The organism is Micromonospora sp. D93, from assembly GCF_018070365.1.
Lineage (GTDB): Bacteria > Actinomycetota > Actinomycetes > Mycobacteriales > Micromonosporaceae > Micromonospora > Micromonospora ureilytica.
Genome location: NZ_JAGPXW010000027.1, coordinates 44,790 through 58,558, shown reverse-complemented (window position 1 = coordinate 58,558; position 13,769 = coordinate 44,790). Strand labels below are relative to the sequence as shown.

Sequence of the window (13,769 nt, the reverse complement as noted above, 5' to 3'; positions counted from 1 at the left end):
CTTGTGATTGATCTCTTATGTTGGGTTAGCGGCTGCTTGTGGTTTCTCGCACCCAGGGCAGGGCGATCCGCTCGATCAGCAGGAGCGCCGAGTAGAGCAGGATGCTCACCAGCGCCACCAGCATGATCGCCGCCCAGGCGGTGGCGGCGTCGCCGATGCCGGCGTACTGCGTGATGACGTAGCCGAGACCGCTCTCGCCGGCCTGGAACTCACCGATCACCGCACCGATCGCGGCCAAGGGCATGGCCACCTTGAGCCCGACGAAGATCTGCGGCAGCGCGGCCGGGAAGCGCACCTTGCGGAACGCCTGCCAGCGGGAGGCGTTCCAGGAACGCACCAGTTCGGCCAGGTCGGCCGGCGTGGTGGTCAGCCCGGTCGCGGTGGACAGCACGATCGGGAAGAAGCAGAGCAGGAACACCATGGTCAGGATCGGCTTCTGGCCCCAGCCGAGCGCCACCACCAACAGCGGGCCCAACGTGATCTTCGGCACCGCGTTCACCGCGACCAGCAGCGGCGTGAACATCCGCTCCACAGTGCGGGAGCTGGCCAGAGAGAGCCCGATCAGCACACCGGCGGCCACCGAGAGGGCGAAGCCGGTCAGGATCTCCAGCGTGGTGTCCCAGGTGTGCTCCAGCAGTTGGGCCGGCTTCTCGACGAACGCGGTGAGCACGTCACCGGGCGGCGGGAGGGCGAAAGGGTGGACCAGTTCCAGTCGGGCGATCAGCCACCACGCCGCCAGCGCGATCAGGATGCCGACCGCGGGCAGCACCGCCTCGGCCCCGGCCCGCAGACCGGCACCTCGACCCGTGCGCTTCGCCTCGGGGCCGGGACCCGGGGGCGGAAGTTCCCCCACCGCTGGGTCCGCTGACCGGACGTCGGTCATCTCTGTCCTCCTCGAAATCCCACGGCCCACCGGGGGCCGACGAGCGACGGGGGTACGCCCCACCGAGTTCGGCGGGACGTACCCCCTGATGACGACCGGACGATCAGGCCTTCGGCGCGAGGCTGAAGTCGATGATCTGCTCGGGGGTGATGGTCTGCTTCAGCGCGCCGGCACCCTGCAGGATGGCGATGCTCTTGGCGACCCGACCGCTGTCCAGGGTGCCGATCGCGGTACCGGTGTTGCCGGAACGGACGTACGCGGCCATCAGCTCCAGCTCGGCGGCGGCGGAGACCGGGTTGGTGGCGTCGACGTTCTTCTTCAGGATGTCGGCGGCCTCCTTGGAGTTTGCCAGGCTGTACTCCAGGCCCTTGAGCAGCGCCGCGGTGAACCGCTTCACCATCTCGGGCTTCTCCTTGGCGATCTTCGAGGAGGTGATCAGCACGTTGCCGTAGAGGTCCTGCATCACGTTGCTGTACGGCAGCATGATGGCCTTCTTCTTGGCCACCGCCTCGATGGTCGGCTGACCGACGACGAACTGACCGATGCCGTCGACCGACCCGGAGGCCAGCGTGCCGATCAGGTTCTGCGCCTCACCGTTGACCCAGGTCACCTTGTTCACGTCCACACCGGCGAGCCGGGCGTACGTCGGGAAGAGGTTGCGGACCACGGACCCGGGGGTGTCGGCGAGCTTCTTGCCCTCCAGGTCCTTCGGCGAGCTGATGTTCTTGCCCTCGACGGTGGCGATGCCCGCCATGGTGCGCTGCTGAATCGCGGCCACCACTGTGAAGTCCTTCGCCTGGCCGTTGCCGAACTGGAGCAGGCCGCCGGTGAGGTCGATCGGGCCGAAGTCGGCCTGACCGCCGACAACGGTCTGGATCACGCCACCGGTGCCCTGACCGGCCTTGATCTCGACGTCGAAGCCGGCGTCCTTGAAGAAGCCCTTGTCCTTCGCCACCCAGGCGTAGGAGTCACGGCCGAAGTTGCCGAACGAGGTGAGGTAGGTCACCTTGTCCAACGTCTTGCCATTGCCGCCCTTGGCGTCGTCGGCCGAATCCGACCCGCTGCTGCAGGCGGAGACAAGGGCGAGGGCGGTGGCCAGCGCGGCCGTAGCGACCGTACGGGTCAGCCTTCTCATCAGTGCACCATGTCCTTTCCGACCGGGGCCGGCAGGCCACCGGAGGGGGTTGTCGTGACGGGCCGGCGGGAGGGGTGGAAGCCGGGCGCCGCCGTCGTGAGGGGACTCTTCGCGGGCACAGCGTACGAGAAACCCACAGTTGCGACGCCAGGCGTATCGGGTTGCGGAACGGAAACAACCTGACGACCACCCCACGCGGTGCGATACCTCGACCGGGCAGCTAGCCTTTGTCGGATTCCTGACCGTCGACTCAGCGGAGGTACGCCGGAGATGATCCGACTGTCCGGGGTGTCCCGTACCTTCGAGGGCCGATCCGGCCGGGTTGAGGCGCTGCGCGGCATCGACCTCGACGTCGCCGAGGGCGAGTTCGTCGCCGTGCTCGGCCGCTCCGGCTGCGGCAAGTCCACCCTGCTGCGGCTGATCGCCGGGCTGCTCCCGCTGAGCGCCGGTGAGATCACCGTCGCCGGTACGCCGATCACCCGCCCCCGCCAGGACATCGCCATGCTGTTCCAGAAGCCGGCGCTGCTGCCCTGGCGCACCGTGGTGGACAACGTCCTGTTGCCCGTGGAGATCTTCGGCTGGGGCCGTGCCAAGCACCGGGAGCGGGCCCGGCAACTGCTCGACGTGGCCGGGTTGGCCGGCTTCGAGAAGCGGCTGCCGCACGAACTCTCCGGCGGCATGCAGCAACGGGTGTCGCTGTGCCGGTCGTTGATCGGTGAGCCCCGCGTGATGCTGATGGACGAGCCGTTCTCCGCTTTGGACGCCCTCACCCGCGAGGAGCTCTCCGGCGAACTCCAGCGGGTGCACATGGAGAACAAGCCGACAATCGTCTTCGTCACCCACTCGATCGACGAGGCGGTGCTGCTCGCCGACCGGGTGGTCGTGCTGAGCCCCCGCCCCGGCCGGATCCGCAAGGTCGTCGACGTGACCATCCCCCGGCCCCGCACCCTGGGCCGCAACGCCCACCTGGCCGACGTCGCCCAGGTCAGCGCCGACCTGCACGAACTACTGATGGAACGCGAGCAGTCGGCCACCGCCGGCACGGAAGGACACTGACCATGCGGGTGTCGGTCTTCACCGAGCCGAACCGTGGCGCCAGCTACGACACCCAGCTCCGGTTCGCCCGGCTGGTCGAGGCATGCGGTTACGAGGGCTTCCTCCGCGCCGACCACTACCAGTCGATGGGCGCCGACCCGGGCCTGCCCGGCCCCACGGACGCCTGGCTGACCCTCGCCGCGCTGGCCCGGGAAACCGAACGGATCCGGCTCGGCACCCTGGTGACGTCGGCCACGTTCCGCCTGCCCGGTCCCCTCGCGGTGATGGTCGCGCAGGTCGACCAGATGAGCGGTGGCCGGGTCGACCTGGGCATCGGCGCCGGCTGGTACGAACGCGAGCACACCTCGTACGGCATCCCGTTCCCGCCCGTCAGCGAGCGCTTCGACCGACTGGCCGAGCAGCTTGAGGTGCTCACCGGGCTGTGGGCGACCCCGCCCGGCCAGACCTACAGCTACACCGGCGACCACTACCGGCTGGTGGACGCTCCCGCCCTGCCCAAGCCGGTTCAGGTGCCCGGCCCGCCGATCATCGTGGGCGGACGTGGGCCCAAGCGCACACCCGAACTGGCCGCCCGGTACGCCGACGAGTTCAACATGCCGTTCAAATCCGTGGCCGCCACCGCCGAGGCGTACGACCGGGTGCGCGAGGCGTGTGAGCGCACCGGACGGACGGAGTCCGGGCGCGACCCGTTGGTGCTCTCCGCCGGGATCGTCGTCGCCATCGGCCGGACCGACGCGGAGGCCCAGCGTCGGGCCGCGCCCCTGCACGAGAAGAGCGCGCTGCCACCGGAGGACCCGGTGGTCGGGTCCCCCGCGCAGCTCGCGCAGCGGATCGGTGAGTTCGCCGCGATCGGCACCACGCGGGTCCACCTACGCCTGATCGACTTCGATGATCTCGACCACCTTGAGCTGATCGCCGCCGAGGTGCTGCCCCAACTGGACGGAGCACGATGACCGACGTGATCGACGGAACCGAACTCGGCCCGGTGGGTCAGGAGATCGTGTACGAGAACGACCGGGTCCGGGTCTGGCACATCCGGCTCGAGCCGGGCGAGCGGCAGCCGCTGCACCGGCACGACCACCCCTACCTGGTGGTGGCGATCGAAGGCGCCAAGAACGTCATACAGACCGTCGACGGGACCCGGATCGACGCCGACGAGCCCACCGGCGGAGTGGTCTACCGGGACCCGGGCGCGGTGCACATGTTGACCAATGTCGGAGATACGACTTACCTGGCCCGGCTGGTCGAACTCAAGTAGACCCGCCGATGGCCACCGGCGTGCCGCGCGGCGCGCCGGTGGCGATCGGGTGTACCAGGTGCGTAACGTGCCGGACATGGCCTTTCGGACCTGGGGCAGACTGCTGCTCACGGCGCTCGGGGTGAGCGTGCTGGCCGGAGCCGGCCAGCTCGGCGTCGCGTACGGTTTCGGCATTGTTCGCCTGACCGGCGCATTCACCGGTACGACAGTCAACCAGTGGCCGGCCCAGCTGGTCTGGGTGGGCTGGTTCGCCGCGAACGCCGCCGTCGCCGGTGCCGTCGTAACCGGACGCCTCGCTCGCCGCGACGCCCCGGCAGCCAGCACCGGTCGGCAGTTGGCGGTCGCTGGCGCGGCAGCGCTCGGCGCCACAGTCATCGCCCCGCTCTGCATGCAGCCCGCCCGCGCCGCGGAGCTGATCTCCGTCGACCCGGTCTGGGCGGTGGGCATCTGCGCCGTGGTCGGCGCGGTGATCGGGGCAGGCGCGGCGATCGCCGTCCTGTTCCGGCCCGAGCTGGGCTGGAACATGGCCGCCGTGGCCGGCGCGGTCTGGCTCCTGGCGCTGATCTCCGTCCTACCGTCGCTCGGCACCGCCGGCCCACTGCCGACCGTCCGACTCGGCGTACTGGAACCGAGCTGGCTCGACGACGACGCCGCACAGCGGCTGGCGCTGCTCCTGCTGCCCACCGTGGCGCTACTGGCCGGCGCGGCGACCGCCGGGCTGGCTCGCTGGCGAGGTCAGGTCCCACTGGTCAGCGGGGCCACCGGGGTGGCCGGTCCGGTACTGGTGGCGTTCGCCTACCTGACCGCCGGTCCGGGCGACGCGGTGGATCGCTACCAGGCCGCCCCCTACTACGGCTCGTTGATCGCGATCCTCGCCGGGGCGCTCGGCGCGGCCGCCGCCGCGCTGCTGCGCTGGCCGACGAGCACCCGTACCGCCGACCCGCAGGCCATCGAGCCCACCGCCATCCTGCGCCCACTGCCCGCCGGCCCGGCGCTGCCCAGCGCCACGAACGACCGGGACACCGCCGAACGCCCCGACACGGAGACAACCAACGCCGAGCTGGCCACCACGCAGCCCGGCGGCGTCGTTGCGGGTCCGCGGGCAACGGGCGACCCCGATGGCGTACGCACAGTCCCGGCCCACTGGGACTGGCCGACGACCACCGCGAGCGGCCAGCACGGCCCGACTCCCGCCGCTCCTTCGTCTCCCGCCGCGCCTCCGTCTCAGGCCGCTCCTCCGTCTCAGGCCGCCCCGACTCAGCCCGCCGCCTGGCTGACCGCGCCGACCGGTGAGTTCACCGCCGGCGGGCAGACGCCTCCGGCGCGCCGGGATGGTGTCCCGGCCACGGCCGAGCCCTCGGCCCGCACCGACGTCAGCAACGTCGCCGACGCCACCCCGACCAGCACCACGGCCGGACGCACCGACGCCGCGACCCCGACGGGTGGCCGAGCGGTCGACGAGCCGGCCGGCAGCGCGGCGACGGGCACGAACGGCAGGCCGACCGGTAGTGGGCGCACCACCCGCAGGTCCGCAGCCGTTCCGACCAGCCCGGACGCACCCAGCGCCGGCACGCCCAGCGCTGCCGCGCCCATTCCCGCCACCAGCAGCACGGCCCGGACCAGCACTGCCGCGAGCGGCACCGGCAGTGGCACGGATGCGACAAGCACATCCCCGACTGGCAGGAGCGCTTCCAGTTCCGTCGCCGCCGCCACGGGCACGACCCCGTCGGCGGCCCCGACCGGCACAGGCACGACCAGCGCGAGCGCGGGGTCGGGCACGAGCACGGGGCCGACCGGCGCGGGAACGGCCGACCACGGCACGCCCGAGGCGCCGCTGACGATCAAGCCGCGACGGCCCCGCAAGTCGAAGGCCAACCCGGACGCCACCGCTTCCGACACGGCTGACGGTGTGTCCCCTGCCGGCTCGGCGACCGCCAACGAGACGACCACCCGCGAGACGACCCCCGGCGAGACGGTCACCCGCGAGACGGCCACTGACCGCGCCACGAAAGGCACCCGGCCGGGCAGGTCCGCCGACAGCACCGGCTCCGACGCGGCCGCCGACATTCCGGTGGCCAGCCAGGGGAGCCCGGGTGAGCGGTCGAGTTCGACGACCGAGGCTGCCTCGGCTGCTGTCGCCGGCACGGCAGCAGCCACCGGCACCGCCACCGGCACCGGCACCGCCACCGGCACCGGCGCCGCCACCGGCACGAAGCGAGCACCGGCCACCCCCGTCACCGGGTCGAAGCGAGCGCCGGCCACCTCGGCGACCGCCGGAGCCGACGCGACGCAGGCGCCGGTCAACCCGGAATCCCCGACCACGGCAACCAACGCCACACAGGAACCCACCACCGCGGCCGAGGCGCAAGCACCTACCACCGCGACCGGCACGACGCGAGCACCGGCGGTACCGACCACGGCGACCGGCCAGGCTGGTGCGGAAGTCACGGCTTCCGGGCGCGTCCCGAAGGCCGGCCCGGGCAGCAAAGCAGCACCGGCCGACGCGACCTCCCCGGCCAGCGATTCTGCAATCACCGGGGCCCGTGACACCGACAGCGCACGGCCCGCCGCCGAGGACGTTCCCACCGCCGGGTTGTTCGGGGCCACCGCCGACAGTGACCCGGATGCGGACCGCTGGACGCCCGCGCCGTCGGCCTGGCCGGTCACCTCGACATGGACGGTGCCACCGCAGACCGCCGAGCCGGGGGCCACTGGGGCAACGGCATCGGAGGAGTCGAGCGGGCCCGACGAGCCGAGCGAGCCGATGCCCAGGCCCCGGCATCGGGCACCCTTGCCGGACCTGAGCCGGGCCGGCACCTGGAACGCATTCGACACCTCTCGGCGCGCCAGGTCGGCAGGATCGCAGGACAGTTCGACGGCACGGACAGCGCCGACCGAGGCCAGCACGACGACCGCTTCGGCCGAACACCCGGGCCGGACAGAGTCCCCAGGCGCGTTGGGCGCGCCCTCCGGCACCGCCAACAGCGCCACCGCCAACAGCGCCACCGCCAACAGCGCCACCACGAGCAGCGCTATTACCGACGCCGACGCCGACGATTTGGCGCCTACTGACGCCACGTCGGCAGCGCCGACGCCCCCGAAGCTGGCAGAGCAACCCTCCCGGCGAGGGCGGCTCGGCGGGTTGTTCCGCCGCAACCGGTCCCGCGCGGACGAGGAGAGCCCGACAATGTCGGACTCGGCGGAACCGCTGGCGACCCAGGACGAGGAATTCGTCGACTGGGTCACCGGTCTGAGCAAGCCGGTGTCGGACAACGAGCCCGAGCAGGAAAACGGCCGCCGGTCGTTGCGCTCCACCGGTCGACACCATCGCGAGTGACCAAACGCGACTGGCGTCACCGCGTCTCACGCAACGCACCGACCGGTCGCGGCTTGATCGACTCGGGTTCACGGAAACCGGGCTATCCCAGCGACCCGGACACCCCGACATCCATGAACCCGAGTCGACCATCCCGCGACACCCCGCGCAGCGGTCCACCCAGGCCGACCCGCGGGTCAGGCGAGCGGTAGGTAGACCCGGCTGCCGCCGGACACGAACTCCTCCGACTTGTCCTTCATGCCGCGCGCCGCGTACTCCTTGAGTTCTTGGGTGATCTTCATGGAGCAGAACTTCGGGCCGCACATCGAGCAGAAGTGCGCGGTCTTCGCCGGCTCGGCGGGCAGGGTCGCGTCGTGGTACGAGCGCGCGGTCTCCGGGTCCAGCGAGAGGTTGAACTGATCCTCCCAGCGGAACTCGAACCGGGCCTTCGACAGGGCGTCGTCCCAGTCCTGCGCGCCGGGGTGACCCTTGGCCAGGTCCGCCGCGTGGGCCGCGATCTTGTACGCGATCACGCCCGCCTTCACGTCGTCCCGGTCCGGCAGGCCGAGGTGTTCCTTCGGCGTGACGTAGCAGAGCATCGCCGTGCCGAACATGCCGATCATCGCGGCGCCGATCGCCGAGGTGATGTGGTCGTACGCGGGCGCGATGTCGGTGGTCAGCGGACCGAGCGTGTAGAAGGGCGCTTCGTGGCACCACTCCTGTTGCAGGTCCACGTTCTCCTTGATCTTGTGCATCGGTACGTGGCCGGGGCCCTCGATCATCACCTGCACGTCGTACGCCCAGGCGATCTTCGTCAGCTCGCCGAGGGTGCGCAGCTCGGCGAACTGCGCCTCGTCGTTGGCGTCGGCGATCGAGCCGGGGCGCAGCCCGTCACCGAGAGAGAACGTCACGTCGTACTTCGCGAGCAGCGCGCACAGCTCCTCGAAGTTGGTGTAGAGGAAGTTCTCCTCGTGGTGCGCCAGGCACCACGCCGCCATGATCGAACCGCCTCGGGACACGATCCCGGTCACCCGGTCCACGGCCAGCGGCACGTACGGCAGGAGCACGCCGGCGTGCACGGTCATGTAGTCGACGCCCTGCTCGGCCTGCTCGATCACGGTCTCCCGGAACACCTCCCAGCTCAACTTCACCGGGTCGCCGCCGACCTTCTCCAGCGCCTGGTAGATCGGCACCGTCCCGATCGGCACCGGCGAGTTCCGCACGATCGCCTCACGGGTTTCGTGGATCCGCTTGCCGGTGGACAGGTCCATCACGGTGTCCGCCCCCCAGCGGGTGGCCCAGGTCAGCTTCTCCACCTCCTCCGCGACCGACGAGCTGACCGCGGAGGTGCCGATGTTGGCGTTCACCTTGACCAGGAACGCCTTACCGATGATCGCCGGCTCGCACTCCGGGTGGTTGACGTTGAGCGGGAGCACCGCCCGACCGGCGGCGATCTCGGCCCGTACGAGTTCCGGGTCGACGTTCTCCCGGATCGCCACGAACTCCATCTCCGGGGTCACCACACCGGCCCGCGCGTACGCGAGCTGGGTGGGCCGGTGACCGTCCATCCCGGCGAGCGGCGTGCCCGCACCCCGGGCTGGTGCCACGTCACCCCTCTCGGCGATCCACGGTCCGCGCAGCGGCGGCAGCCCAACCTCCGGGTCCGAACCGGGACCGGACGTGTCGTAGAGCCGCACCGGCGGCAGGTCTCCGGTCAGCCCCACCTCCGCGAACGGCACCCGGACATCCGGCCGCGAACCCTCGACGTACACCTTGCCTCGTGCGTGCATGACAGCCTCCCTGGTGATCAAGCGGACCAGCCGAAGTGGTTCAGCGGCCCACGTCCCGCGCCCAGCTCCCAGCCCCGCGCGCCGGTCAGCGCACGGAGCACGTACTCCTTTGCGGCCCCCACGGCGGCCGGCACCGGGTCGCCCAGACCGAGCCGCACCGCGATCGCCGCCGAGAACGAACACCCGGTGCCGTGGGTGTGCCGGGTGGTCACCCGGGGTGCGCGCAACAGGGTGGTGACGCCGCCGCCGTGCAGCACGTCGACCGCCTCACCCCCGTCGAGGTCCCCGCCCGTGACCACCACGTACTCCGGGCCGCCGGCCACCAGGGCCTCGGCGGCCACGACCATCGCGGCCACGTCGTCCACCGGGCGTCCGGTGATCGCCGCGGCCTCCGCGCAGTTCGGGGTCGCCACCCTGGCGTACGGCAGCAGCCGCTCCACGGCGCCCACCACGCCGAGCCGGTGACCACTCGTGGCGACCAGCACCGGGTCGACGACGAGTTGAGGCAGCCGGCCGTCCCGGGCCGCCTCGGCCACCACGTCCGCGATCGCCGGGGTGCCGAGCATCCCCGTCTTCACGGCGCAGACGGTGAAATCGGTGAGGACGCTGTCCAACTGCTCGATGACCGTGCGCGGGGGTAGCGGCAGCACCGCGTCGACACCGCGAGTGTTCTGCGCGGTGACAGCCGTGAGGACGCTTGTGCCGTACGCGCCCAGCGCGGCGAAGACCTTGAGGTCGGCCTGGATGCCTGCGCCGCCGCCGGAGTCCGAACCGGCGATGGTGAGGATGGTGCGCGGGGTCATGTGGCCTCTTTGGTTGCGGTTTGGAGAGCTCTGCAGAGCGTGACGGGGTCTTCGGCTCGCATGATCGCGCCTTGGACCGCCACACCTGCCGCTCCGGCCCGTAGGCACGCGCGCACCTGGTCCGGGGTTTCCACGCCGCCGAGCGCCAGGACGGGGACAGGGCTGCGCCGGATCAGGCTCGCGAGACCGTCGGGTCGCAGGGGCGGGCCATAGCCGGGTTTGCTGCGGCTCGGGAAGACGGGCGACAGGGTCGCGTAGTCCTCACTGGTGAGTCGGAGCAACTCTGCCTCGTCATGGCAGGAGCGGCCGACGAGGCGGCACCGCGGTGCCGGGTAGGGGCCGGCGGCCGGCAGGTGCACGGCGTTGCCGTCGAGCGGGTCCGGGCCGGCCACGATCAGCGTCCCGCCCGCCTCCGCGAGGATCGGGCGCAGATCGGCGGCGAGGGCGGCGCGCTCCGCTCGGGGCAGGTCCTTCTCGCGCAGCACAACAGCACGCACTCCCCCGGCCACGGCGGCCGCCACGACCTCCACCAGTGGTCGCCGTGTCTGCCAGCGGTCGGTCAGCACGACGATCCCCCGGATTGCCGAGATCTTGGTGAGGATGTGCCCCTCCAGGGGCCGTTTCGTACCAAGATCTGGAGCCGCCGAGCCCGTCGGCCCGGCCGACGCCACCGGCCCGCTCACAGGTCGGGTCTTCCCTCGTCGGGAGTGGAGGCGAGGGCGTGGAAGCGGCGGGCGATCCGGCCCGCGCCCGCGGCCAGGCGACCGGCCTCGACCGCGTACCGCATCGCGGTGGCCATCGCCACCGGGTCGGCCGCCCGGGTGACAGCGCTCGCCAGCAGCACCCCGTCACAGCCCAGCTCCATCGCCAGCGCGGCGTCGGAGGCGGTGCCGATGCCGGCGTCGAGGATCACCGGCACGTCCACCATCTGCCGGATGAGTCGAATGTGGTGCGGGTTGCCGATGCCGAGCCCCGAACCGATCGGCGAGCCGGCCGGCATCACCGCGGCGCAGCCCACGTCGGCGAGGCGGCGGGCGAGCACCGGGTCGTCACTGGTGTACGGCAGCACTGTGAAGCCGTCGGCGACCAACTCCTCGGCGGCGCGGAGCAGCTCCACCCCGTCGGGCAGGAGGGTTCGCTCGTCACCGATCACCTCCAGCTTGACCCAGTCGGTGTCGAACGCGTCCCGGGCCAGCCGGGCCACCTTCACCGCCTCGGTCGCCGTGTGGCAGCCGGCGGTGTTCGGCAGCAGGCGTACGCCGCACCGGTCCAGCAGCTCCAGCAGCCCGCCGGCGGAGCCCGGCGCCGTGCCCACCCGGCGCAGCGCCAGTGTGACCAGCTCGGTGCCGGACGCCCGGATCGCCTGCTCCAACACGTGCAGGTTCGCGGCGCCGCCGGTGCCGAGGATCAGCCGTGAGGTGAAGGTCTCCCCACCCAGTTCGAATGGCACGCCGCTCACCCGCCCTGCGCCGCGGTGAGCACCTCGACCCGGTCACCGTCGCGCAGCACCCGCCCCGGCCAGCCGGCCCGGGGCACCACCTCGCCGTTCACAGCGACCGCCACCCCACGCGGGTGCGGCACGAGGTCGCGGACCAGATCCGCCACCGACGCGCCAGCGGCGACGCTGCGCCCGGTCCCGTTCACGGTCAACTCCACAGGTCCCCCTCCGTCGTCGCTTCAGGTCCGCCCGACGCGGCACCGCCGAAGCGGTCGGCCCGGAAGGGCGTGAGCAGCGGGTCGGGTACGCCGCCGAGCACCAGATCGGCGATCAGGTCGGCGGTGATCGGGGTCAGCACGATGCCGTGCCGGTGATGCCCGGTGGCGGCCAGGACGTCCGGCCGGTCGGGCAGCGGGCCGAGGATCGGCGCGTTGTCCGGCGTACCCGGGCGCAGCCCGGCGATCGCCTCGACCAGTTCGTACTCGGCCAGTTCGGGCAGCAGGTCGACCCCGGCGCGCAGCAGCCGCTGCACAGCGCCTGCGGTGACAGTGGTGTCGGAGCGTTCCTCGACCGTCGCGCCGAGCACGACCTCGCCGTCGGCTCGGGGCACCAGGTAGACGTGCTCGCCGTCGGCGTACCCCCGGATCACGTGCCGGAACCCCGGCGCGACGCCGTCGGGCGCGCGGAGTCGGAGGATCTGGCCCTTCACCGGCCGCACGGGCAGGCCGGTGAGCGCGGCGGCCCCGCAACCGGTGGCTACCACGGTGACCTCGGCGTCCACATCGGACAGCTGTCGGACCGGCCGCGGCACGAGCACCGCGCCGGCCCGCTGCGCGGCCGCGCGCAGGGCCGGCACCAGCAGCCGGGGGTCGACCTGGTGGTCGGTGGGCGCGAGGGCGCCGCCGCGAACCCGTGGGGCGAGCGTCGGTTCGCGGTCGCGCAGCTCGCTGGGGCGCAGCGGCGTCACGGGCAAACCCAACCCCTGCTGGTACGCCCACAGCCGGCGCGCCTCGGCCAGGTCGTCGCCGGTGAGCCCGACCATCAGGGTGCCCTCGGTCCGGTAGCCGATCTGGCATCCGGTCGTCTCGGTCAGCTCGGCGGCGAACGCCGGCCAGCGGGCGGCGGACGCCAGCAGCAACCCGGTCAGCTGCCGCTCACCGAAGTACGCCTCGGCGACCGGGGAGAGCATGCCGGCGGCCACCGCCGACGCCCCCGAACCTGGTGCCGGATCGTGTACCTCCACCCGCAGCCCTCGCGCGGCGCAACGCCAGGCGATCGCCAGCCCGATCGGCCCCGCCCCCACCACTGCCACGTCCGGCCGGACCCGGTCGCTCGACGGCGGTGACGGGGACCGGCCGGTCAGCACGTCAGGGCCTCGATCAGCTCGGCGGTGGCCCGTGCCGGGTCGGCGGCGGCGGAGACGGCACCGACCACCGCCACCCCGTACGCCCCGGCGGCCCGCAGCGCCGGCACCCGCGCGGCGGTCACTCCGCCGATCGCGATGACCGGAACGTCGACGGCGTCGACGACGGCGCGTACCCCGGCGGGCCCGATGGGATCCGGCAGGCCGGTCTTGGTGCTTGTGGTGTGGCACGGCCCGACGCCCAGGTAGCTGGCGCCCGCCGCGACGGCGTCGCTCGCCGGGCCCGGGGCGCGGGCGGTGGCGCCCAGCACGCCGGTGGGGCCGAGCACCCGGCGGGCGGCGGCGACCGGCAGATCGTCGGCGCCGACGTGCCCACCGGCGGCGCCCACCGCCAACGCCACGTGCAACCGGTCGTTGACCAGGCAGGTCGCCCCGTACGACGCGCAGAGCGCAAGCACCCGCCGGGTCAGTTCGTACGCCTCGCGGTCGGTGGCGGAGTCCTCGACCCGGACCTGCACCACCAGCTCGGCGTGGGCCACGGTGAGGGCGGCGCGAACCACGGCGAGTGGGTCGCGACCGGGTCGGGTGTCGGTGATGAGATGCAATCGCCCCAGAGACGGCACGGCAACGCTCCTCCCTGCGCCGGCATTACCCGGATCAGGTTCAACGGTCGGGGGCTGTCAGCCCCCCTCTCAGCCCGGTACACCGGGCTCCCGTGGGTTACTTG

At 72.3% G+C, this 13,769-nt stretch carries 13 protein-coding genes and 1 riboswitch; of the genes, 4 read left to right on the top strand and 9 right to left on the bottom strand.

Annotation, left to right across the window (positions count from 1 at the left end):
• Nucleotides 1-25 precede the first annotated feature (25 nt).
• Nucleotides 26-883 carry an ABC transporter permease gene (locus KBX71_RS25530; protein WP_210820384.1) on the bottom strand — a complete coding sequence of 286 codons (858 nt, stop codon included), beginning with the start codon at nt 881-883 and terminating at the stop codon, nt 26-28.
• A gap of 103 nt (nt 884-986) precedes the next feature.
• Complete coding sequence (locus tag KBX71_RS25525; protein WP_210820383.1) at nt 987-2,018, bottom strand: ABC transporter substrate-binding protein; 1,032 nt, start codon at nt 2,016-2,018, stop codon at nt 987-989.
• 270 nt (nt 2,019-2,288) lie between these two features.
• On the opposite strand from KBX71_RS25525, the gene KBX71_RS25520 reads away from it, so the two are divergent.
• The 4 genes from KBX71_RS25520 to KBX71_RS25505 all read left to right on the top strand — a co-directional run bounded on the left by KBX71_RS25520 (nt 2,289) and on the right by KBX71_RS25505 (nt 7,669).
• Complete coding sequence (locus tag KBX71_RS25520; protein WP_210820382.1) at nt 2,289-3,074, top strand: ABC transporter ATP-binding protein; 786 nt, start codon at nt 2,289-2,291, stop codon at nt 3,072-3,074.
• Between the two features lie 2 nt (nt 3,075-3,076).
• Nucleotides 3,077-4,027, top strand: coding sequence for an LLM class F420-dependent oxidoreductase (locus tag KBX71_RS25515; protein ID WP_210820381.1), 951 nt, complete (start codon nt 3,077-3,079; stop codon nt 4,025-4,027).
• Nucleotides 4,024-4,332, top strand: coding sequence for a cupin (locus tag KBX71_RS25510; RefSeq protein WP_124819805.1), 309 nt, complete (start codon nt 4,024-4,026; stop codon nt 4,330-4,332). The genes KBX71_RS25515 and KBX71_RS25510 overlap by 4 nt, the downstream gene beginning before the upstream one ends.
• 76 nt (nt 4,333-4,408) lie before the next feature.
• Nucleotides 4,409-7,669 carry a hypothetical protein gene (locus KBX71_RS25505; RefSeq protein WP_210820380.1) on the top strand — a complete coding sequence of 1,087 codons (3,261 nt, stop codon included), beginning with the start codon at nt 4,409-4,411 and terminating at the stop codon, nt 7,667-7,669.
• A 176-nt stretch (nt 7,670-7,845) separates the two neighbouring features.
• Here the strand turns inward: KBX71_RS25505 and thiC are convergent, their stop codons facing one another.
• The 7 genes from thiC to thiE form a co-directional block, all read right to left on the bottom strand.
• Nucleotides 7,846-9,438 (bottom strand): phosphomethylpyrimidine synthase ThiC, encoded by a 1,593-nt coding sequence (thiC, locus tag KBX71_RS25500; protein WP_210820379.1) that lies wholly within the window; start codon nt 9,436-9,438, stop codon nt 7,846-7,848.
• Between the two features lie 17 nt (nt 9,439-9,455).
• Nucleotides 9,456-10,241: a bifunctional hydroxymethylpyrimidine kinase/phosphomethylpyrimidine kinase gene (gene thiD / locus KBX71_RS25495; protein WP_210820378.1), complete on the bottom strand. Its 786-nt coding sequence runs from the start codon at nt 10,239-10,241 to the stop codon at nt 9,456-9,458.
• Entirely contained in the window at nt 10,238-10,831 is a 594-nt protein-coding gene (locus KBX71_RS25490; RefSeq protein WP_124819818.1) for a thiamine phosphate synthase, read from the bottom strand. Before KBX71_RS25490 ends, thiD begins: the two co-directional genes overlap by 4 nt.
• 89 nt (nt 10,832-10,920) lie before the next feature.
• Nucleotides 10,921-11,700 (bottom strand): thiazole synthase, encoded by a 780-nt coding sequence (locus KBX71_RS25485; RefSeq protein ID WP_210820377.1) that lies wholly within the window; start codon nt 11,698-11,700, stop codon nt 10,921-10,923.
• On the bottom strand, nt 11,697-11,897 hold the full coding sequence (gene thiS, locus KBX71_RS25480; RefSeq protein WP_210820376.1) for a sulfur carrier protein ThiS: 201 nt from the start codon (nt 11,895-11,897) through the stop codon (nt 11,697-11,699). The genes KBX71_RS25485 and thiS overlap by 4 nt, the downstream gene beginning before the upstream one ends.
• Nucleotides 11,888-13,042, bottom strand: a complete 1,155-nt coding sequence (gene thiO / locus KBX71_RS25475) for a glycine oxidase ThiO (protein ID WP_210820420.1) — start codon at nt 13,040-13,042, stop codon at nt 11,888-11,890. The genes thiS and thiO overlap by 10 nt, the downstream gene beginning before the upstream one ends.
• Entirely contained in the window at nt 13,039-13,665 is a 627-nt protein-coding gene (gene thiE, locus KBX71_RS25470; RefSeq protein WP_210820375.1) for a thiamine phosphate synthase, read from the bottom strand. The genes thiO and thiE overlap by 4 nt, the downstream gene beginning before the upstream one ends.
• Nucleotides 13,660-13,769, bottom strand: a riboswitch (TPP riboswitch). (Overlaps the previous gene by 6 nt.)

Bases quoted from the DNA above. Each gene is read 5' to 3' on its own strand.
- KBX71_RS25505 (WP_210820380.1), top strand. From the start codon at position 4,409: ATGGCCTTTCGGACCTGGGGCAGACTGCTGCTCACGGCGCTCGGGGTG.
- KBX71_RS25510 (WP_124819805.1), top strand. From the start codon at position 4,024: ATGACCGACGTGATCGACGGAACCGAACTCGGCCCGGTGGGTCAGGAG.
- KBX71_RS25520 (WP_210820382.1), top strand. From the start codon at position 2,289: ATGATCCGACTGTCCGGGGTGTCCCGTACCTTCGAGGGCCGATCCGGC.
- thiD (WP_210820378.1), bottom strand. From the start codon at position 10,241: ATGACCCCGCGCACCATCCTCACCATCGCCGGTTCGGACTCCGGCGGC.
- KBX71_RS25515 (WP_210820381.1), top strand. From the start codon at position 3,077: ATGCGGGTGTCGGTCTTCACCGAGCCGAACCGTGGCGCCAGCTACGAC.
- KBX71_RS25530 (WP_210820384.1), bottom strand. From the start codon at position 883: ATGACCGACGTCCGGTCAGCGGACCCAGCGGTGGGGGAACTTCCGCCC.
- thiC (WP_210820379.1), bottom strand. From the start codon at position 9,438: ATGCACGCACGAGGCAAGGTGTACGTCGAGGGTTCGCGGCCGGATGTC.
- KBX71_RS25525 (WP_210820383.1), bottom strand. From the start codon at position 2,018: ATGAGAAGGCTGACCCGTACGGTCGCTACGGCCGCGCTGGCCACCGCC.